Source organism: Pseudomonas sp. zfem005, assembly GCF_032621735.1.
Lineage (GTDB): Bacteria > Pseudomonadota > Gammaproteobacteria > Pseudomonadales > Pseudomonadaceae > Metapseudomonas > Metapseudomonas solani.
This window is the reverse complement of the sequence record NZ_JAVYJE010000008.1, coordinates 285,220-303,500: the sequence shown is the minus strand read 5'-3', so window position 1 is coordinate 303,500 and position 18,281 is coordinate 285,220. Positions and strand designations below refer to the sequence as shown.

21 protein-coding genes are annotated in these 18,281 nt (G+C 67.2%); 10 read left to right on the top strand and 11 right to left on the bottom strand.

Annotation, left to right across the window (positions count from 1 at the left end; translation table 11 throughout):
• Positions 1 to 39 precede the first annotated feature (39 nt).
• Positions 40 to 966 (bottom strand): LysR family transcriptional regulator, encoded by a 927-nt coding sequence (locus RTW82_RS19470; RefSeq protein WP_043244586.1) that lies wholly within the window; start codon positions 964 to 966, stop codon positions 40 to 42.
• A 141-nt stretch (positions 967 to 1,107) separates the two neighbouring features.
• On the opposite strand from RTW82_RS19470, the gene RTW82_RS19465 reads away from it, so the two are divergent.
• Positions 1,108 to 1,500 (top strand): RidA family protein, encoded by a 393-nt coding sequence (locus RTW82_RS19465; RefSeq protein ID WP_316926125.1) that lies wholly within the window; start codon positions 1,108 to 1,110, stop codon positions 1,498 to 1,500.
• A 10-nt stretch (positions 1,501 to 1,510) separates the two neighbouring features.
• Here RTW82_RS19465 and RTW82_RS19460 read toward each other — a convergent pair whose 3' ends face one another.
• Both RTW82_RS19460 and RTW82_RS19455 read right to left on the bottom strand, forming a co-directional pair.
• Positions 1,511 to 3,160, bottom strand: coding sequence for a mechanosensitive ion channel family protein (locus tag RTW82_RS19460; protein WP_316926124.1), 1,650 nt, complete (start codon positions 3,158 to 3,160; stop codon positions 1,511 to 1,513).
• Between the two features lie 96 nt (positions 3,161 to 3,256).
• Positions 3,257 to 4,255, bottom strand: a complete 999-nt coding sequence (locus RTW82_RS19455; RefSeq protein WP_316926123.1) for a DMT family transporter — start codon at positions 4,253 to 4,255, stop codon at positions 3,257 to 3,259.
• Between the two features lie 102 nt (positions 4,256 to 4,357).
• Between RTW82_RS19455 and RTW82_RS19450 the strand changes: the two genes are divergently transcribed.
• Complete coding sequence (locus tag RTW82_RS19450) at positions 4,358 to 5,245, top strand: LysR substrate-binding domain-containing protein (protein ID WP_316926122.1); 888 nt, start codon at positions 4,358 to 4,360, stop codon at positions 5,243 to 5,245.
• A 21-nt stretch (positions 5,246 to 5,266) separates the two neighbouring features.
• Here the strand turns inward: RTW82_RS19450 and RTW82_RS19445 are convergent, their stop codons facing one another.
• Complete coding sequence (locus RTW82_RS19445; protein ID WP_316926121.1) at positions 5,267 to 7,120, bottom strand: diguanylate cyclase; 1,854 nt, start codon at positions 7,118 to 7,120, stop codon at positions 5,267 to 5,269.
• A 252-nt stretch (positions 7,121 to 7,372) separates the two neighbouring features.
• On the opposite strand from RTW82_RS19445, the gene RTW82_RS19440 reads away from it, so the two are divergent.
• A complete protein-coding gene (locus RTW82_RS19440) occupies positions 7,373 to 7,624 on the top strand; it encodes an MJ0042-type zinc finger domain-containing protein (RefSeq protein ID WP_316926120.1) in 252 nt (83 codons plus the stop codon).
• A 125-nt stretch (positions 7,625 to 7,749) separates the two neighbouring features.
• On the opposite strand, the gene RTW82_RS19435 is transcribed toward RTW82_RS19440, so the two are convergent.
• Both RTW82_RS19435 and RTW82_RS19430 read right to left on the bottom strand, forming a co-directional pair.
• Positions 7,750 to 7,989 carry a hypothetical protein gene (locus RTW82_RS19435; protein ID WP_316926119.1) on the bottom strand — a complete coding sequence of 80 codons (240 nt, stop codon included), beginning with the start codon at positions 7,987 to 7,989 and terminating at the stop codon, positions 7,750 to 7,752.
• Positions 7,990 to 8,015: 26 nt separating this feature from the next.
• Positions 8,016 to 8,978 carry a GlxA family transcriptional regulator gene (locus tag RTW82_RS19430; protein ID WP_316926118.1) on the bottom strand — a complete coding sequence of 321 codons (963 nt, stop codon included), beginning with the start codon at positions 8,976 to 8,978 and terminating at the stop codon, positions 8,016 to 8,018.
• A 114-nt stretch (positions 8,979 to 9,092) separates the two neighbouring features.
• Here RTW82_RS19430 and RTW82_RS19425 point away from each other — a divergent pair, with 114 nt between their 5' ends.
• From RTW82_RS19425 to RTW82_RS19410, 4 genes are all read left to right on the top strand, one after another.
• On the top strand, positions 9,093 to 9,872 hold the full coding sequence (locus tag RTW82_RS19425) for an MBL fold metallo-hydrolase (RefSeq protein ID WP_410478819.1): 780 nt from the start codon (positions 9,093 to 9,095) through the stop codon (positions 9,870 to 9,872).
• 193 nt (positions 9,873 to 10,065) lie between these two features.
• Positions 10,066 to 11,277 (top strand): serine hydrolase, encoded by a 1,212-nt coding sequence (locus RTW82_RS19420; RefSeq protein WP_316926117.1) that lies wholly within the window; start codon positions 10,066 to 10,068, stop codon positions 11,275 to 11,277.
• Between the two features lie 17 nt (positions 11,278 to 11,294).
• On the top strand, positions 11,295 to 12,323 hold the full coding sequence (locus tag RTW82_RS19415) for a helix-turn-helix domain-containing protein (RefSeq protein WP_316926116.1): 1,029 nt from the start codon (positions 11,295 to 11,297) through the stop codon (positions 12,321 to 12,323).
• Positions 12,324 to 12,355: 32 nt separating this feature from the next.
• Positions 12,356 to 12,808: a GNAT family N-acetyltransferase gene (locus RTW82_RS19410; protein ID WP_316926115.1), complete on the top strand. Its 453-nt coding sequence runs from the start codon at positions 12,356 to 12,358 to the stop codon at positions 12,806 to 12,808.
• Positions 12,809 to 12,818: 10 nt separating this feature from the next.
• Here the strand turns inward: RTW82_RS19410 and RTW82_RS19405 are convergent, their stop codons facing one another.
• From RTW82_RS19405 to RTW82_RS19385, 5 genes are all read right to left on the bottom strand, one after another.
• The gene (locus RTW82_RS19405; protein ID WP_316926114.1) at positions 12,819 to 13,583 is read right to left on the bottom strand and encodes a CHAD domain-containing protein; all 765 of its coding nucleotides are present in this window, start codon (positions 13,581 to 13,583) and stop codon (positions 12,819 to 12,821) included.
• Positions 13,584 to 13,724: 141 nt separating this feature from the next.
• A complete protein-coding gene (locus tag RTW82_RS19400; protein ID WP_316926113.1) occupies positions 13,725 to 14,591 on the bottom strand; it encodes a DMT family transporter in 867 nt (288 codons plus the stop codon).
• 133 nt (positions 14,592 to 14,724) lie between these two features.
• Positions 14,725 to 14,937: a DUF3079 domain-containing protein gene (locus RTW82_RS19395; RefSeq protein ID WP_316926112.1), complete on the bottom strand. Its 213-nt coding sequence runs from the start codon at positions 14,935 to 14,937 to the stop codon at positions 14,725 to 14,727.
• 124 nt (positions 14,938 to 15,061) lie between these two features.
• Positions 15,062 to 15,379 carry a hypothetical protein gene (locus RTW82_RS19390; protein WP_316926111.1) on the bottom strand — a complete coding sequence of 106 codons (318 nt, stop codon included), beginning with the start codon at positions 15,377 to 15,379 and terminating at the stop codon, positions 15,062 to 15,064.
• A 259-nt stretch (positions 15,380 to 15,638) separates the two neighbouring features.
• A complete protein-coding gene (locus RTW82_RS19385) occupies positions 15,639 to 15,998 on the bottom strand; it encodes a histone-like nucleoid-structuring protein, MvaT/MvaU family (RefSeq protein WP_021220249.1) in 360 nt (119 codons plus the stop codon).
• A 374-nt stretch (positions 15,999 to 16,372) separates the two neighbouring features.
• On the opposite strand from RTW82_RS19385, the gene RTW82_RS19380 reads away from it, so the two are divergent.
• From RTW82_RS19380 to RTW82_RS19370, 3 genes are all read left to right on the top strand, one after another.
• A complete protein-coding gene (locus tag RTW82_RS19380) occupies positions 16,373 to 16,735 on the top strand; it encodes a DUF5064 family protein (protein WP_021220248.1) in 363 nt (120 codons plus the stop codon).
• A gap of 102 nt (positions 16,736 to 16,837) precedes the next feature.
• Positions 16,838 to 16,999, top strand: coding sequence for an AMP-binding enzyme (locus RTW82_RS19375; RefSeq protein ID WP_316926110.1), 162 nt, complete (start codon positions 16,838 to 16,840; stop codon positions 16,997 to 16,999).
• A 51-nt stretch (positions 17,000 to 17,050) separates the two neighbouring features.
• The gene (locus tag RTW82_RS19370; RefSeq protein WP_316926109.1) at positions 17,051 to 18,160 is read left to right on the top strand and encodes a YheT family hydrolase; all 1,110 of its coding nucleotides are present in this window, start codon (positions 17,051 to 17,053) and stop codon (positions 18,158 to 18,160) included.
• Positions 18,161 to 18,281 lie beyond the last annotated feature (121 nt).

The following is an 18,281-nucleotide window of genomic DNA, read 5'->3' as shown; positions in this document are numbered from 1 at the left end:
ACGGGGCCGTTGCGGCTCCGTCGTCATGCCCTCATCGCGTCACGCGCCCGGGTGGGTCATCACCGGCGCGTGGCGCTCCATCAACTCGGCGACCCAGTCGATGAACACCCGCAGCTTGGCGCTGATGTGCCGGTTCGGCGGGAAGGCCACGTACATCGGCATCGGGTCCAGGCGCCAGTCCTCGAACAAGGGCACCAGCGCGCCGCTGGCCCGGCTGGCAAGGGCCATGTATTCCGGCAGCCAGAGCACGCCCAGGCCCGCCAGCCCGGCGGCGAGGTAGGCGTTGCCATCGTCCACCGCCAGCACGTAGCGGCCGTTCACGCGGAGTTCCTCATTGCCCTTGCGCATGGCGTAGGGCACCGGCTTGCCGGTGCGCGCCCAGAGGAAACCGACGATGCGGTGGGGCGAATCCTCCAGCTCGCGCGGGTGCGCCGGCACGCCGAGGCGCGCGAGGTAATCCGGCGCCGCGTACACGCCCAGGCGCAGGTCGCCGACCCGCCGCGCCATGAGCGACTGGTCGCGCAGCTCGCCGCCGCGCACCACGCAATCGACGTTCTCGCCGATCACATCGACGATGCGGTCGCTCACGCCCATGTCGATCTGGATGTCCGGGTGCCGCGCATGGAACTCGGGCAGCGCCGGCACCAGGATCATGCTCGCCAGCGGGCTGGGCACATCCACCCGCAAGCGGCCCCGGGGCGAAGCGGAGGCACTGGAAAGGCTGGTCTCGGCGTCGTCCATATCGGCCAGGAGGCGCACCACCCGCTCGTAATAGGCGGCGCCATCGGCGGTCAGCGCCACCCGCCGCGTGGTGCGGTTGAGCAGCTTCACCCGCAGGCGCGCCTCCAGTTGCTGCACCAGTTGGGTGACGCTGGTCTTGCTCATGTGCAGGGTGTCGGCGGCGCGGGTGAAGCTGCCCGCCTCTACCACCCGGGCGAAGGCCTGCATCGCATCGAAACGGTCCATCGGCGCTCCAGATTCCAGCGGATTGTTTGGGATTCACAAACAGTGAAGGACAAGCTTGCGCGTTTATCGCCCCCGCGCAAGCTCCTACAGTCGCCTCCATCGTTGATCCCGGGTCCCATCGACCCACCTTGGAGGTACCGCATGACCCAGCGCGACGTCGTTTTCCCGCCCGGCCGCCAGGCGCTCTATGAGCGCAACCGCTACTCGCCGGCCATCCGTTCCAATGGCTTCCTGTTCGTCTCCGGGCAGGTGGGCAGCAACCCCGACGGCTCCCCCGAGCCGGGCCTCAAGGCCCAGGTGCGCCAGGCCTTCACCAACCTCAACGCGATCCTCGGCGAGGCCGGCTGCAGCTTCGACGACGTGGTCGACGTCACCGTGTTCATGGTCGACCCGCAGGCGAAGTTCGAAGCCATCTGGGAGGTGGTGCCGGAGTTCTGGGGCGCCGCGCCGCACCCGACGCTGACCGCCGTGGGCGTGACCTGGCTCTATGGCTTCGACTTCGAGATCAAGGTGATCGCCCGGTTGCCAGGCTGACCGCCACGTCTCAGGGTTCGTCCCGCTCCCGCGCGGGGGCGGCGAACCACTGCTCCCGCGGCACCCACTTCTCCTGCTGCGGGTCGCCCAGGTAGTGCGGCGACATGATCTGCACGCCGTACTCGTTGAATACATCCTGGACATTGGCGTGCAGCTCGCTCAGCAGCTCGGCGCGGGGCCGCGGCTCGCTGGGGATGGCCTGCGCCACCAGGCGGTATTCGGGGTAGAAGTCCGACAGCGCCGTCTGGAACACCTGCGGGGCCGGCTGCTCGAGAATGCCCGCCGTGCGCCGCGCCGCCTCCAGCAGCATCGCCTCCACCTGGCGCCAGGGCGTGTCGTAGCCGATGGTTACGGTGGTATCGACCACGTAGCCGGGGCCCTGCACGGCGCGCGAGTAGTTCTTGGTCACGCTGCTGGTGATCATCGAGTTGGGGATGGTCAGCACCTCGCCCAGCCCGGTACGCACCCGCGTGGTGAACATGCCCAGCTCGGTGACCGTGCCCTCGTGCTCGCCGATGCGCACGAACTCGCCCACCCGCAACGTGCGCGTGTAGGTGAGGATCAGCCCCGCCGCCGCCTGTCCCACCACGCTGGAGGCGCCGAGGGAAATCATCAGCCCTACCAGTACCGAAAGCCCCTTGAACGCCTCGGTACCCGCCCCCGGCAGGTAGGGATAGGCCATGGCCAGGGCGAACAGCCAGATCGCCAGCGAGGTCAGCCGGGTGGTGGTGGGCAGCGTCTCCTGGTTCAGCCAGCTGAGGGTTCCCGGCGTCGCCATCCGCCGCAGCACGCGTCGGCTGAACGCCGTCACGCCCCGGGCGATGAAGAAGATCGAAATGGCCAGGATCAACCCCGGCACCGCACCGATGATGCCCTGCAACAGGTAACCGGCCACCTCCAGCAGGTAGCTGTTGAGGCTCTCGCCCCAGGGCCGCGTATAAGGGAAACGCGACAGCACGAAGCTCAGCCACTCATAGGTCAACAGCAGGATCAAGGCCCAGCGGATCGCCCAGAACACCCGGCCCACCAGGGGGTACAGGTAGCGCAGGTCGAGCACCGGCGTCTGCCCGACGCGAAAGGCCTGGGCATGGCGCGTCATCACGCCAGGCAAGCGCTCCAGCAGCCTGCTGCGGACGAACTGAATGGCCTTGAGTGCGGCGACGAACAACAGGGTCGCCAGCGCGGAATACCCCGCCGCCTCGGCGATGAAACGCAGGCTGCGCGCCTGCTGCGTCTCGGTCACCACCAGGCGCAGCTTCTCGGCGGCGTCCTGGGCGGCCTCACGAACGGAATGCGCCACCAGCGGGTCGACATCCTCCGGCGCGACGATAAAGGCACGGCGGTCGCCGAGCAGCACCAGGTAATCGTCACCCACGGCGTCGACCCGGACGTCGAGCCGCTCGGTGCCTTCCAGCGCCTCGCCGATCACCGCCTTGGCTCGCCTGGCCCGCAGCTCCGGGCCCTCGCCCAGCACCACGGCGCGGAATACCAGGATGCTGCGATTCACCACCTTGAGTTCAGCGGTCTGGGCGCCGCCTTCGGCCGCCGGCTCCACCCCCTGCGCCAGGGTTGGCGCCAGCGCGCACAGGCACAGCGCCAGCCAGCCCCCAAACCCGCCGCGCCATGCGCTCGGCCCCACTGCCTTGTGGCTACTTCCCATGTGCTCTACACCCCGGACGATGGCTCGACGCTGGGAGAGTAGAACAGCTTCGTGCGCCTGTCGGCGGCTCCCGCTCTAGGCTGCCGTAACGCAGCCTCAGTCGGCGTTCTGGCGCCCCGCCCCCACCGGCACGACGGCAGGCACTGCGAGCGCCGCGTCCTCGGCCACGACGGCCTTGGGCGGCGCCGCCTTGAGCCGCGACACGCCGAACAGCACCAGCACCAGCCCGACCAGCTGGTAGGCCGAGATGGCCTCGTTCAGCAACGCCCAGGACGCCAGGATGGTCAGCACCGGCCCCAGGTTGCCCACGGCGGCGGTGTGGGTGGTGCCCAGGCGCTGGATCGCCAATGCCATCCAGTAGATCGGCAGCACGGTGGAGAGCAGCGCCATCAGCGCGGTGTACAGCCACACCGAAGCCGGCAGCGTCGCCAGTTGGGTGAAGTCGGCCGCCACGCCGTAGTGCGCCAGCACCATCAGCGCCGAGGCGCCCCCGGCCAGGCCGGCCAGGCGCATGGAGCCGATGCGTTTCACCATCACGCCGGTGCCCAGGTAATAGAGCGCATAGGTCACCGCGCTGGCGAACACCCAGACGGCGCCGATCATCACCTGCGTGCCCATGTCGGTGCTGCCGATGTCGTGCATCAGCGCGACCCCGAGCCCCAGGTAGCACAGGCCCATGGCGAGCAAGGTGCGCCGGCTCGGCCGCTCGCGGAAGATCAGCGCCTGGAACACCAGCACCAGCGTCGGGTAGGTGAACAGGATCAGCCGCTCCAGGCCGGCGCTGATGTATTCCAGCCCGTAGAAGTCGAACAGGCTGGACAGGTAGTAGCCGAACATCCCCAGCAGCAGCACGCGAAACCAGTCGCGGCCGGACAAGGCCACCTCACCGGCGCCACGGCTCAGCCACAGCAACCAGGCGAACAGGGGCAACGCCAGGCCCATGCGCATCGCCAGGAGGGTCACCGCCTCCACGGGCGCAGCCGCATAGGACAGCTTGACGAAGATCGCCTTGAGGCTGAAGCCGGCGGCCGAAAGCACGGCGAAGAGGCTGCCGTTGACGGCGCTGCGTTTATAGAGGGAGAGCAAGGCGTTCATCAGGTATCCGGTTTGCAAGGTGGCTACCGTTATTCTGAAGCGAAGGCGCCAGCGCTAGAATCGCTTTTTACCGAACGGCCCCTTCTTCAAAGGAGAACGCCCTTGCACTTCGACCTCGCCGACCTGCGCCTGCTCACCGCCATCGCCGCCACCGGCAGCCTGAGCAAGGCCGCCGCCACCTTTCCCGTGGCCGTCTCGGCGGCCAGCACCCGGCTGCGCCAGTTCGAGGAACGCTGCGGGCTGGCCCTGTTCGTGCGCAAGGCCGATGGCATGAGCCTGACACCCACTGGGCGGCTGGTGCTGGAAGGCTGCCACGGCGTGCTGCACGAGGCGCAGAAGCTCAAAGACACCCTGCAGGAGCTCGCCGGCCAGCGCCGCATCACCCTGCGCCTGGCGGCCAGCACCGTGGCCAACAGCACCTTCCTGCCCGCCACCCTGGGGCCCTTCCTCGCCGACTACCCGGAAGTGGACCTGCAGCTCACCGAACTGAACAGCCGCGACGTGCTGCGTGGCGTGCAGGCCGGCGAATTCGACATCGGCGTCTACGACGGCAACCTGCCCACCGGTGGGCTGGTCTCCATGCCGTTCCGCGACGACCGCCTGGTGCTGCTGGTGCCCCAGGACCACCCGCTGGCCGGCCGCCGCCAGGCGCACATGCGCGAGGCCCTGGGCTTCGCCTTCGTCTGCCTGCCGCCGGAACGCGCCATGCAGCGCTTCATCGAGGAAATGGCGCTGAACTACGCCGTGCCGCTGAAGGTGCGGGTGCGTGCACCGAGCTTCGACGCCATCGCCCAACTGGTGGCCCAGCGCGCCGGCATCGCCATGCTCCCCGAAGCGGGCGCCACACGCCTGGCGCAGGAGCTGCCGGTGGCCATCGTCAGCCTGGAGAACACCTGGGCGACACGGGAATTGCGCTTGTGCATCAGGGGCCAGGAGGCGCTGTCATCCCATGCACGGCAGCTGCTCGCCCACCTGGCCACGCCCGCCTAGCAGGCCCGCAGAAGGCGCGCCCTAGATGAAGCGCCCGACGCGATTGCGCCCGGCCTTCTTCGCCTCGTAGAGCGCGGTGTCGGCGCGTTGCAGCAGGGTTTCGGCGGCCTCGCCCTGCCCCGGCACCATGGCGGCTACACCGATGCTGACGGTGACCCGGCCGAAGGTGGAAAGCTCATGGGGCAAGGCCAGTTCCTCGATGGCCTGCACCAGGCGCTGGGCGATGCCCTGGGCGCCGGCCAGGTCGGTCATGGGCACGAGAAACACGAACTCCTCGCCGCCATAACGCGCCACCAGGTCGCTGGAACGGCTGAGGGTGCTGGCCAGCACCTGGGCGATGCGTTGCAGGCAGGCGTCGCCCGCCGGGTGGCCATAGTGGTCGTTGTAGCGCTTGAACCAGTCGACATCGAGAATCGCCAGCGCCAGGGGCTCGGCCGTGCGCTGGGCGCGGTGCCATTCCTGCTGCAGCACCTCGTCGAAGTGGCGGCGGTTGGCGATGCCGGTCAGGGCGTCGGTCAGGCTCAGGGTCTCCAGCTTGCTGTTGAGCGCCTGCAGCTCATCGGTACGCTGGGCCACGCGCAGCTCCAGCTCGCGCTCCGAGCCCTGCAGTGTCTCCACCAGCTTTTCCTGGGCCTGCAGCAGTGCCTCCTGCACCCGCGCCTTGTCGCGGCGCATCACGTTGAAACGGTCCGCCAGGGCGAAGGCCAGCACGATCATTTCCATGGCCGAGCCCAGCTGGATGCCGTCCACCGTGAACATGTTGGTGGGCATCAGGCCCATGGCCCGCAGCGTGGTCATGGCACCGCCGAACATCAGCAGGGCGAAAGCGGCGAGGAAGAACCAGGCGCTGCGCTGGCGCTTGATCACCCCAGCCAGGGCCACGCCCAGCACCACCACGGCCGTGGCCAGGTTGAAGTACACCGCCAGGCGCGAGAACAGCGGCAAGGCGATGGCGTAGAGCAATGGCGTCACCAGGTAGAGCGCGACCATCGCCAGCAGCAGCCGGTCCACCCTCGGCATCAGCTGGTCGGTGCGCAGCATGCGCCGGGTGAACAGCAGCATCGCGCTGAGGGCCAGGGACACGCCCGAGTAATAGGCGACGTTGGAGTTCAGCGGCAGCCCGGCGATGGCCCAGTCCGGCGCCAGGCCGTTCTTGATCGCCAGGGTGAAGGCGGTGCAGGAAACGAAGGCCACGTAGAGCAGGTACACCCGGTCGCGCAGGGCCACGAAGAGCATCAGGTTGAACAGCACCATGGCGGTGGCGATGCCGAAGTACCAGACCTTGCTCACGTAGTCGTCGCGCTCGTAGGCGTGGAAGGCCTCCACCGGCCACAGCTGCAACGGCACCAGCAGCCCCACGCTGGACGCCACGCGCAGGTAGATCACCTGCTCGGAATGCGCCGGCAGCAGCAGCGGGAAGACGAAGTTGCGGTTGGCGTATGCCTTGCTCGAGGGCGCCACGTCGCAGCCGGTGGCGGTCGCGTGGTAGACGCCATGAGCATCCGGGATATGCGCCTCCACATGGGAGATGCGCGGGTTCTCCACCACCAGCATGCGCCGCAACGGCGTATCACCCGGGTTGTGCAACACCAGGCGCAGCCAGAAAGCCGAGCGGGTGAAGCCCAGCGCCAACGCATTGCCGGGCGGCTGGTCACCCTGGAAGCGCGCCGCCAGTGCAGGGGCCTGTACATCGGCCAGGGTGAAGGACTGCTCAGGGTCTTCCAGCAGCGACACGTAGGGGGTCAGGGACAGCGCGGCCTTGTCCACCGCCGCGGCATCGACCACCCGCTCGCCCGCGCCGGCCGGCAGCGCCAGTAGGGTCAGTACGAACAGAAGCCAGGAAGACAGCTGACGGGAAAGGCGGATGGCATGCATGCGGCCAGGTACCAGCAGAGCCCAGGGGAGCCACGGATGGCGGCCGCATCGAACGCAGGCCGTCGCACCGTGACAGGGCGGAAGTCTACAAGACAACCCTCGAACCCGGCGAGCACCGGGCCGGTACCGCCTCCCACCAGCGAATGTGCACAGGGTCTCAGCGCGGTATCACGGAGGCGCGCCGCCTGGCCCCGAGCCTGTATGTTCGCTGGCAGAGCCACCTTGCCTGGCCCCTGGAACGGAGAAGACCCCATGAAGGAACTGGAAGCCTGCCCCGCCTGCTCGGCGCTCTTCACCGCGCGCAAGGCGCTCGTCGCCAGTGGCGTGGGCGTCAACCAGAACGCCTTCGCCGCCAGGATGCAGGTGCGCTGCCCCGAGTGCCGGCACGTGTTCACCGCCCGCACCCTGCGCCTGTTCGGCTTCCTCCCGTCCAATGGCCTGCGCTGGGTGGTGCTGGGGCTCGTGGTGGCCTGCGTGGTGTTGGCGAAGGTGCTGCCTGGCTGACAATTCTCGGACTGAAGTCCGGGCTACGGCACCCCATACCCGGTAGCCCGGGCTTCAGCCCGGGGGCGCTGCGCGCACCTGGTGCTTGCCGGAAGCACCGTGCGGCGGTGCGCACACGGCACACCCTACGGCACGCGCTCACCCCGGTCCTTCTCCCGCTGCGCAGCTCCGGCCGCCCGCCGCTCACGGTTCAGCTCATCCATCACCTGCTGGAAGATCGGGTCCTGTTCGCTGCAGGCCGCGCCATCGCGCTTCAGGGTGCAGGGGTCGACGCGAGCGGGCGGCGGCTCATCCGCTCCAGGTTGTGCCACCGCTGCACCGGCGCTGAGCACGAGTGCAAGTAGCAGGCCGGGTTTCCATGGCATAGCGCACCTCGTCCGCATCGCCGTCTTCATCCCTGCACCCGCCCGAAGCGCTGCCGGTATTGCACGGGCGTCAGTTCGGTCAGTTCCTTGAACATGCGCGTGAGGTTCGAATCGCTGCTGAAGCCCAGCTCGTCGCTGATGGTCTTCAGCGGGGCGGAGGTCAGGGTCAGGCGCTCGCTGACCTGGCTCAGCTTGATGCGCCGCGCATAGGTGGCCGCCGCCACCCCGGTTTCATCGCGCACCTTGCGGGCCAGGGTGCGCTCCGACATGCCCAGTTCGGCCGCCAGCTTCTGCACCGTGATCTGCTCGGCCGGCAGCCCCTGCACCAGGCCGTGCAGGCGGCGCAGCAACGGGCTGGGCTGCTCGATCAGGCTGAGGGATTGGAAGGCATCGTGCACCTGGGCCGGGCGTGGCAACACCATCAAACGGTCGAGGTCGTGGAACACGCTCTGGCTCACCTGCCGCTCGATCAGGGCCTGGGCCAGCGGCAGGTAACCGTTGACACCACTGGCGGTGGCGCTGCGTGTGTTGAAGATGCAATTGCTCTCGCTCTGCCAGCGCACCTTGGGGTAGCGCTTGAGCAATGCATCCGCCAGCCACCAGGTCACGGTGGCGGGCTGCCCATCGAGGCGGCCACTGGCGGCGACCAGGCACACGCCCGTGCAATAGCTCCACAGCTGGCAGCGCTTGTGCAGCCGAGCCAGGGCACCCAGCAATGCGGCGTTGCCGGCCAGCATCGCCTCGACCTGTTGCGGAGACTCCGCCCAGAAGCCCGGAATCAGCACGGCATCCAGCTCGCCCTCGGCGATGCCCTGGCTCGCCGCCAGCACCAGCCCATGGGCGCACTCCACCGGGCCGCCGTGCATGCCCACGAAACAGGTTTCGAACAACTCGCCCCCGGCCAGGCGGTTGGCCGCGTGGAGCATGTCGCCAAAAGCCAGCAGCCCCGCGGGCATGCAACCGGGAAACAACAGCAGGCCGATCTTCATAGGGGCACCGTGGCGGAGAATGACGTGACTGGAAATGAATGAATTATGTCCATTCCCGCCATTATCGCCAGCCCCGGTCCTCGGCACCATGGCGCCATACCCTAGGAGGAACACATGATGAAGATCCAGCAACTCCGCAACGCAACGATCATTCTCGACCTGGGCCAGCAGCGCATCCTGGTGGACCCCATGCTGGCGCGCAAAGGCACCCTGCCCTCGCTGCGCATCTTCGCCGGGCGGCAGCGCAACCCCACGGTCGAGCTGCCCGAATCGGCCCCGCAGGCGCTGGAGTCCGTCACCCATTGCCTGATCACCCACTGCCAGAAAGGCCACTTCGACCACCTGGACCGCGCCGGTACGCGCTGGCTGCGGGAGCGGCAGATCCCGGTCATCTGCACCCCGCACGACGCGCCCTACCTGGCGCGGCTGGGCTTGAACGTGCAGCCGCTGCCGGAGGGTCACGCGGAGCCGGTGCCCTTTTTCGGCGGGACCCTCCGCACCGTGCGCTGTACCCACGGCAGGGGCCTGGTCGGGCGCCTGATGGAGCACGGCGTCGGCTACCTGATCGAACTGCCCGGCGAACCCAGCCTGTACCTGGCCGGCGATACCATCCTCACGCCCGGGGTGCGCGACTTCGTGCTGCACCATCAGCCCCAGGTGTGCGTGGTACCGGCCGGTGGCGCGCGCTTCGATATCGGCGACGACATCATCATGGGCCTGGACGAGGTGCTCGAATTCACCCGCATCAGCCAGGGCATCGTGGTCGCCAACCACCTGCAGGCCATCAACCACTGTCCGGTCACCCGCGAAGAGCTCGCGGAGGCAGCACACGCCAGCGGCCTGGCCCGGCGCCTGCTGATTCCCGCCGACGGTCAGGTGCTGGAGCTGGCCTGAGGCAGCAGGCCTGTCCGATTTCCATCGTTTTTTGTCCGGAGCGCTTCTCGCGCTCCACGCCTGGCGGCTGGTTCACTGCACCCCGGTGAAACACCTTCCACCCGGCAGAGAAAACAATGAGAAGAACCACTGCGTATCGCCCCACTTTCATCTACATCCCCGACTGCCAATCGCTAGACGCCGAGGCCGCCCGATGAGCCGCCTCTCGGTAAAACGCCTGCTGCTGGCAGCCGCCCTGCTGGTGGGCGGCATCGTCCTGGTACTCGCCACGCAGCTGGGCATGCGCCTGTGGCACTTCCACACCCTGTTCGACCCCGAGCGGATCACCCAGAACTTCCGCTCCATGCCGACGATCTTCCAGGCGCGCCCGATCCCCAAGGGCCCGGTGAGCGTCCCCCTGCAGACGGCACCCAGGGCGCTGGTGGAACGCTTCCACTTCCAGGGCCGGGACCAGGCCCTGGGCGACTGGCTGGTGACCTCGGGCACCACCGGCATGCTGGTCATGGCGGCGGACCGGGTCGTCTACGAGCAGTACTTCCGGGGCAACCGCGAGGATTCCCGGGCCATCTCCTGGTCGGTGGGCAAGTCCTTCGTTTCCGCCCTGGTGGGCATCGCCCTGGAGGAAGGTGCGATCCGCGATATCCGCGACCCGGTCAGCGACTACGCGCCCGCGCTAAAGGGCAGCGGCTACGACGGCGTGCCGTTGCAGGACGTGCTGGAAATGGCCTCCGGCATCGCTTTCAACGAGGACTACGCCGACCCCGAGGCGGGCATCAACCAGCTGGGCCAGACCATCGCCCTCGGCGGCTCGGTGGACGCCTGGGTGGCGCAGCTCAAAAGCGCCGGCGCCTCCGGCACAAAGCACCACTACGTGAGCGTGGACACCCAGGTGCTGGGCATGGTGCTCAAGGGCGCCACCGGCCGCGACCTCACCGACTACATGGCCGAGAAGCTGTGGTCGCCCCTCGGCGCCGAGTGCGACGGACAGTGGCTGACCGACAGCAACGGCGCGGAGATCGCCTTCGGCGGCCTCAACCTGTGCCTGCGCGACTACGCCCGCTTCGGCCTGCTGTACCTGCACGAGGGCCGCAACCTGGCGGGCGAGCAGATCGTGCCGCGGCAGTGGGTGCAGCAATCGGTCACCCCCGCGAAGGACTTCCTCCGCCCCGGGCGCTATAAGGAGCAGGGCCAGCCGAACCTTGGCTACGGCTATCAGTGGTGGGTGCCGCAGGGCGATGAAGGCGAGTACATGGCCGTGGGCGTCTATGGCCAGTTCATCTACGTCAACCCGACGCGCCGCGTGGTGATCGCCAAGACCTCCGCCTATGCACGCTACAACGAGGACGGCACGCGCATGGAATACGAATCGCTCGAAGCCTTCCGCGCCATCGCGCGCAACCTGTGATCCCTGAGGAGCCCGGCATGCCGCCGTCAGCGCTGACCTTCGACTTCGAGTGGCGACCGCTGCAGAACTACCTGCACGGCCGGGGCCTGGAGGCGCCGCAACTGCTGCTCGCCGACAGCCCCGACGAGCAGCCGCCCAGCCACGCCCTGTACGACTGGATCGTGCGCAACCACGGCGACGCCATCGACGGCCTGAGCCTGGGCGAGCACTACCGCGCCACCGATTACGGCATGGCCGGCCTCGCCCTGATGAGCGCGGAAACCCTCGCCGACGCCCTGAAGGTGGTCCGCGCCTACATGCTGCTGTTCAACCCGGACATCGCCGACATCCTGGTCGAGGCGCAAGGCCAGGGGGATGTCCGCGTCACCACCCGTTTCCGCACCCGGGCAGGCTGGGACGCCCGGCAGCGCCAGTTCCACGCCAACGTGCTGGCCTCCGCCGCTTACCACCTGTTCAACCAACTGATGGGCCGCCCGCTGCAGGGGCTCGGCCTCACCCTGCCCGCCGGGCTGGAGAGCACCCAGCCCTACCTCGCCTACTTCGGCATGCCGGTGCGCTCCCGTGGCAGCGACATCGTCTTCCTCCTGCCGGCGGGCCTGCTCGAATCGGCGATCCCCACCGCCAACCCGGCGGTGTTCCAGGCGGCCCTGGCGCTGGCCAGCGAGGGCTTCAACAAGCTGCTGGAGAGCGAGATGGGCGGCACCCGCCAGCGCGTCACCGCCCTGCTCGCCTCGCTGCCCGACCGCTACCCGGACATCGGCCAGATCGCCCAGCACCTCAAGCTCACCGAACGTACCCTGCGCCGGCGCCTGGCCGACGAGGGCTGCAGCTACCGGCAGATACTCGATCAGGCCCGCCTGCAGCGGGTGCGCGAACTGCTGGGGCGCACCCAGCTGACTACCGAACAGATCGCCGAGCTGCTCGGCTACAACGACGGCTCCAGCCTGCGCCAAGCCTTCCGCCGCTGGACCGGCACCACGCTCAACCAGTACCGCCAGGGCCTTCGCCAGGAGGCGCCGGAAGAGGGAGGGAAAGCCGGCGGTTAGACTGGCCGCCCCTTCCCAGGCACGAGCCGACCATGACGCGCCCCACCGTGCGACGCGCCCGCAGCGCGGATACCGAAGCCCTCGTGGCACTGGACCCCATCGCCCGCGAGCAGCCGGGCCGCAAGGCCTTCATCGCCCAGGCGATAGCGGCCGGCCACTGCTGGGTGGCGGTGGAAACCCACGATGATTCGACGCTGCTCGGCTACGGCGTGCTCGACCGCTCCTTCTTCGAACACGACTTCATCGCCCTGGTGATGGTGAAGGACACAGCGCGCCGCCAAGGCATGGCCTCCGCGCTGATGGACGAACTGGAGCGGCAGTGCACCGGGCCCAAGCTGTTCACCTCGACCAACGCCTCCAACGCACCGATGCTCGCCCTGCTGGCCCGGCACGGCTTCACCCCCAGCGGCCGCATCGACAACCTGGATGAGGGCGACCCCGAGCTGGTGTTCGTCAAGTTCACCGCTCACGCCGGCAACGGTTGATCGCGGGTTTTCAGTTTCCTTCGAGGCGCTCCAGCAGGTTCTGCAACTCTGCTTCCGCTGCCTTCAGTGACGCCTCCATGGCGATCTCCCACGGGCGGCGCAGGGGCTCCAGGTCACGCTCGCTGTCGACCTTCAGGCACCACTGGAAGTGGTCGTGCCAATCCCCCAGCGCGCCCTGCACCGCCTTGAGGGAGGCGGCGGCCTTGGCCGAAATCGGCGACAGGCTTGGGTAGGCGTCGTGGGCGTAGCGCATGCGCTTGACCAGGATGCGCAAGGCGTGGCGGTCGTAGATCGGGTCCTGCAACGCCGCCACCAGCGTGTCGCGCTGCTTCTTCAGGCGCTTGCGGATGAAGTCGCGCAACGCCCGCAACTCGCCCGCGCGCTGGGCATCACGGAACTGCTCCGGCCAGTCATCGAGGCTGGCCATCAGCGTGCGGAGGGTGGGGCTGTCCTCGACCACGCGGTAGCCCTGCTCCAGGCGCTGGCGGCGCAGTTGCGCCAGGTCGGGCAGCCCCTGGCGCTCCAGCTCGATGATCATCACTTCCAGGTCGCGGATCGGCGTGGTCAGCCGCCCCACCTCCGCTGCTGCGGTATCCAACTCACGCACCGACTCCAGGTTGCGAATGGGCCGCAGCAGACTGCGCAGCCGCCGCAGGCCGATGCGCAGGTCATGCAGGGCTTCACCATCGGTCCGGCACAACAGGCGCACGCTGCTGTGGTGAATCCCCAGCTCTATGCGCAACACCTGCTCAACGATCGAATCGACGAAGGACATCGGGCTCTCCAGGGGTGGGAAGGTCAGTGGCCAGGGGCAATTCCGCGCCGAGCATAAAGGTCGGGAGGGAGTGCCAGGAACACGGAATTCGTTAATCCATTTTTCATCCGGCGGATGCAGGCTACGCCGCCCACATGACCGTCATGCCTTCACGTGCAGCACCGTGGCGCCGAGCAGCACCAGGGTCACGCCAACCACTTGCACGGGCGCCAGCCGCTCCTTGAAGAACAGGTAGCCGAGGATAGCCGCGATCCCGCCGGACAGCGTGCTGATCACCGTCACCACCGACACCGAGCCGGCCATGGCGCCGAACGCGAAGGCCGAGAAACCGCCCAGGTTCATCAGGCTGGTGCCCGCCAGCGCGAAGGCATGCCGGGGTGCGGGCGGCTTGAGGCTGCCACCGCGGCTCAGCATCAGCACCAGCAACAGGCTGACGCCCACCAGGTAGCCCAGCCAGAGCATGCCCACCGTGCCCAGGCGCGGCAGGGTGAAGTGCCCCTGCAACCACAGGCTGGTGCCGTACAGCAGCGCCCCGAGCAGTGCATAGGCGATGGAGCGGCGCGGCTCGACATGATGCGGCGTGTCGGACCCACGGGTGATGCTGGAGAGGATCACACCGACCACGCACAGGCCGATGCACGCCAGCTGCAACCCGCTGAGCCGCTCGCCACCCAGCCAGGCAAGCAGGGTGGTGACCACGCCATAGGAGGTAACCACCGGCGCGACGATCGACGCCTTGCCGATGGCGAAGGCCTTCGACAACGCCAGCGCGCCGCACAGGGTGAAGCAGGCCGCCAGCACGCCCATGCCCCAATCCCCCGGCGCGGCGTCGGTCAGCTTGAGCAGGAAGGCGGGAAACACCACGAGCAGCAGGCTCATCAGCAGCAGCCCCAGGGTCTGGCTGAAGAACACCGCGCGCTGCACGCCGACGGCCCGGGCATTCAACCCGACCATGAAATCCGTTCCACCCCAAAGCAGGGCCGCAAGCAACCCCATGAGCACATCCATGCCCAGCCTCCGCTACCGTGCGCGTCGAGAAAAAGACTCCGACTATGCAACGGTGAACGGACGGCCAGCCAGTATCAGTTCGGCTGTTTCTGTCCATAGCAGTTTGCGCTGGGGGCCAGGGCGAGAGAGCGCGTCACGGCTTCGCCTCCTGCACGGCATCCGGCCCCAGCACCGGCTCGATGCCCCAATCCCCCTGTTCGTGCCAATCCTCGCCGAAGGTCTCCACCGGGTGCATGGTGCGGTCCGCGCCATTGCCGCAGGCCAGATCACTCGCCGCGCAATAGCGGTCGCAGCCCCAGCAGATGCGCTCGGGGTGCTTGGGGTTGAGGGGAAAGGGCTTGGCCATGTGGATGCTCGGGCTTCGGCTACGGGTTGCCCCAACGTTACCGCGCCCATCCACGTGCGCCTTGACCGCGATCAAGCCTGTTCCGTGGGAGCGGTTTCAACCGCGAAAAACATCCAGCGGCCGCCTAAAGCCTATGCAGCAAGCCCTCCAACTGGCTGCGCTCCCACTGGCTCAACAGCTGAGTGGGGTCGGTGCCGAACCACGCCCAGGCATCGGGCGCGCCCTGCCGGCCGTCCGCCGAGGTGCAGGCGCTGCAGTGGTCGAGGTGGCCGAATTCGCTGTACAGCGTCAGCTGCCAGCCATCGACCGCGAGCTCGACGTCACCGCGATGGTCTCGGCTCCAGCCCTGCTCCGTGCCACGGCGCATAAGGCGCACGCCCAGGGCGATGTCCTTGAGCAGTTGGTAGACCTCGCGTGCACTGAGGGAGCCATCGGATTTCATGGGGTTCTATCGTTTGAAGTGTTATTGAACGGTGCTGGGAGCGGAGCTTATCGCTGGCAAGTGATGGAGTGCGAGGTATCGCAACGGAGTAACCAATCAATCCATCCGGGTATCCCGCGAGCGATATAAGAACAACGCAATGGCCTCCTGTGCTCATTGCCTGTTCAAACACAATCGAATAGCCAGGCAGACGTTATCGCTCTTTCACCTGCAACAAAAAGCCCGCCGAAGCGGGCTGTTTGCAACTGGGCAGAAGCGGTTACTGCAGCCAGCTTTCCACGGTTTCAGCACCGTGTTCGGCTTTCCAGGCTTTCAATACGCCGTGGTTGCCGCCCTTGGTTTCGACGCGCTCGTTGGTCTTCGGGTTGATATAGACCTTCACCGCACGCTCGCGGCGCTGACCGCCGGCTTTAGCGGCAACGGGGCTGCGCGAAACGCTCGGGTCGAGGATGGCGATCACATTGCGCAGCGAGAAGTTGTACTCGCCCAGCAGCGAACGCAGCTTCTGTTCGAATTCGATTTCACGCTTGAGTTCTTTATCGTTCTTCAGTGCATCGAGTTGAGCCAGTTGTTCGGCCAGCTTGGCTTCGAGAGCCTTGAATTCTGCAAGTTTGGACATGGAAAACCTTCGGGTGGGTTGTTTCAGTGATTCTGACAGGCAAGCGCACGCAGAGTTTACTGGATCCCAGAGTTTTATCGCTGTTATTTACACTCGCCGCGCCTCTTTTCTCATTGTCTTAGTTGGCGTTACTCCCGCCCGGCCTTTGATCGAGCCCTGATCATTAGGTGATCGGGCAGGCACCGCCATGGAACGATGGAAGAACATTGAATGACCGATGAGCAGGCGCGTCCAATACCCGCAGGACGCCCGTACCGGCGCTCCCGCAGGCTTTACAAACCCTGAAAAGGAACTAGTTTTCAGTGCCTCGCAGCTCTGCTTTATTCTTTGCGCGGACGCAGCTGATTCACGCTATTCATGAAGGAGAAAGAGCAATGGCGACATTCGAACCCGGCCACCTGCATATCGAGCGTCATGCGCTGAACGAGCACGACTTCAGTTACAACCTGTGCATCGACTACGAGGTCACCACGGACCCCAAGGAAGGCAAAGGCATGCTCTTCACCGTCCATGGCAGCATCTTCAACAAGGAACTGAAGGAGTCCTTCTTCCTGCCCAAGGACCTGGCCTATAACTTCGCCAGCAACATCACCAAGATCGCCGAAAAATACGGCATTCCCAAAGCCATGAGCAGCATTGGCTCGATGCACAAACACTACGATGCGATGTTCGAAGATGTGCGCGCGCAGCTGAACATGAAGTCCGGCGACCCGGTCAACCCCGAACACCTGGAATAACCCCGCCTCCCTTCGCCGTGCCCTTGCCTCGCTGCAAGGGCCCGCGCCCCTGCCGTCAGCCCCTCACTTCCCGGAACCCACTCCGCCGCTGGCATTGAACAGGTGTTCGTCGCCCTGCATGAACCGGGGCTCGACGGCGAGGCGCTCATCCGTCACTGTCGCGAGCGGCTCACCGCCTACAAGGTGCCCAAGCGCATCGAGTTCCGCGAACAGCTGCCCAAGTCGCCCATCGGCAAGATCCTCCGGGCACAACTGCGCACGTGACTCAACCCATGGCGGGTCAAACCGACCCGCCCCACAGCCCAAGGACGTTCGATGTCGACCTGGTTAACCGCCCTGCTCCCGCTCGCCGCCACCGGCCTGGGCGTCCATTACCTGCGCACGGCAGCGCGCAAACCGCAGCTGATCTACCAGCGCAACCCCGACAACGACGCCCTCATCCAGCAAGTGCCGCGCCTCACCCGGCGCTTCTGGGCCACGCCCTGGCTGTTCAACGGTCACCTGCAACTGCTCGGCCTGGGCCTGAAGAAGGTCTTCTCCCCCGCCCTGCGCTACGACCGCGTCGACACCCTGCTCATGGCCGACGGCGGCACCACCGCCCTGCACTGGCTCGGCGCCGACCTGCCGCCGGAAGTACCCACACTGGTGGTGCTGCATACCATCACCGGCTCGCCCCACAGCATGCGCGGCTTCGTCCGCGACCTGCAGCGGCTCACCGGCTGGCGCGTGGTGTTCTGCGAGCGCCGTGGCCACGGCGACCTGTCGCTGACCAGCCCGCGCTTCAACACCATGGGCGACACCGCCGACCTGCGCGAGCAGCTGCGCCAGATCGGCGAGCGCTACCCGCAGTCCGCGCTCTACGCGGCGGGCATCTCCGCCGGCACCGGGCTGCTGGTGCGCTACCTCGGTGAACAGGGCGACGACACGCCGCTGCAGGGCGCCTTCGCCTACTGCCCGGGCTACGACATACGCGTGGCCTTCGCCCGCTCCCGCGCGCCCTACACCCGGTTGATGGCGCGCAAGCTGGTGCGCCAGTTCGTCACCCCCAACCGCCAGGCGCTGGCCCACCTGCCCAGCCTCGCCGCCCTGGAAGGCGCGCAGAGCCTGGACGAGTTCCACCGGCACCTCTACGAATGCGCGGGCTACCCCAGCCAGCAGGCCTTTCTCGATCACTGCAACCCGATCACGGTGATGGACCGCATCACCGTGCCGCTGCTGGTGCTCAACGCCGAGGACGATCCCGTCTGCGTGCTCGGCAACGTGCGCGACCACCAGCAGGCCATGGCGCGCATGCCCCGCACGCTGCTCGCCGTCACCACGCGCGGCAGCCACTGCGCCTACCTGGCCGGCCTCACCGCGCGCTCCTGGGCCCACCACCTGGCGGCCGACTTCCTCCGTGCGCTGCACGGGCAGGCCGACCGCTAGTTCCGAATCGAATCAATCGCCGATCTTTTATTCCGTCAGGAGATATCAATAGCGCTGAACGATATTGGTATATACCAGGGCGCCACCCGCTAAATCCGCCCCCACAGGCCCAGTGGGCAAT

Excerpts from the sequence above, each read along its gene's own strand:
- RTW82_RS19470 (WP_043244586.1), bottom strand. The coding sequence starts at position 966 with ATGGACCGTTTCGATGCGATGCAGGCCTTCGCCCGGGTGGTAGAGGCG.
- RTW82_RS19465 (WP_316926125.1), top strand. The coding sequence starts at position 1,108 with ATGACCCAGCGCGACGTCGTTTTCCCGCCCGGCCGCCAGGCGCTCTAT.
- RTW82_RS19460 (WP_316926124.1), bottom strand. The coding sequence starts at position 3,160 with ATGGGAAGTAGCCACAAGGCAGTGGGGCCGAGCGCATGGCGCGGCGGG.
- RTW82_RS19455 (WP_316926123.1), bottom strand. The coding sequence starts at position 4,255 with ATGAACGCCTTGCTCTCCCTCTATAAACGCAGCGCCGTCAACGGCAGC.
- RTW82_RS19445 (WP_316926121.1), bottom strand. The coding sequence starts at position 7,120 with ATGCATGCCATCCGCCTTTCCCGTCAGCTGTCTTCCTGGCTTCTGTTC.
- RTW82_RS19440 (WP_316926120.1), top strand. The coding sequence starts at position 7,373 with ATGAAGGAACTGGAAGCCTGCCCCGCCTGCTCGGCGCTCTTCACCGCG.
- RTW82_RS19435 (WP_316926119.1), bottom strand. The coding sequence starts at position 7,989 with ATGCCATGGAAACCCGGCCTGCTACTTGCACTCGTGCTCAGCGCCGGT.
- RTW82_RS19430 (WP_316926118.1), bottom strand. The coding sequence starts at position 8,978 with ATGAAGATCGGCCTGCTGTTGTTTCCCGGTTGCATGCCCGCGGGGCTG.
- RTW82_RS19425 (WP_410478819.1), top strand. The coding sequence starts at position 9,093 with ATGATGAAGATCCAGCAACTCCGCAACGCAACGATCATTCTCGACCTG.
- RTW82_RS19420 (WP_316926117.1), top strand. The coding sequence starts at position 10,066 with ATGAGCCGCCTCTCGGTAAAACGCCTGCTGCTGGCAGCCGCCCTGCTG.
- RTW82_RS19415 (WP_316926116.1), top strand. The coding sequence starts at position 11,295 with ATGCCGCCGTCAGCGCTGACCTTCGACTTCGAGTGGCGACCGCTGCAG.
- RTW82_RS19410 (WP_316926115.1), top strand. The coding sequence starts at position 12,356 with ATGACGCGCCCCACCGTGCGACGCGCCCGCAGCGCGGATACCGAAGCC.
- RTW82_RS19405 (WP_316926114.1), bottom strand. The coding sequence starts at position 13,583 with ATGTCCTTCGTCGATTCGATCGTTGAGCAGGTGTTGCGCATAGAGCTG.
- RTW82_RS19400 (WP_316926113.1), bottom strand. The coding sequence starts at position 14,591 with ATGGATGTGCTCATGGGGTTGCTTGCGGCCCTGCTTTGGGGTGGAACG.
- RTW82_RS19395 (WP_316926112.1), bottom strand. The coding sequence starts at position 14,937 with ATGGCCAAGCCCTTTCCCCTCAACCCCAAGCACCCCGAGCGCATCTGC.
- RTW82_RS19390 (WP_316926111.1), bottom strand. The coding sequence starts at position 15,379 with ATGAAATCCGATGGCTCCCTCAGTGCACGCGAGGTCTACCAACTGCTC.
- RTW82_RS19385 (WP_021220249.1), bottom strand. The coding sequence starts at position 15,998 with ATGTCCAAACTTGCAGAATTCAAGGCTCTCGAAGCCAAGCTGGCCGAA.
- RTW82_RS19380 (WP_021220248.1), top strand. The coding sequence starts at position 16,373 with ATGGCGACATTCGAACCCGGCCACCTGCATATCGAGCGTCATGCGCTG.
- RTW82_RS19370 (WP_316926109.1), top strand. The coding sequence starts at position 17,051 with ATGTCGACCTGGTTAACCGCCCTGCTCCCGCTCGCCGCCACCGGCCTG.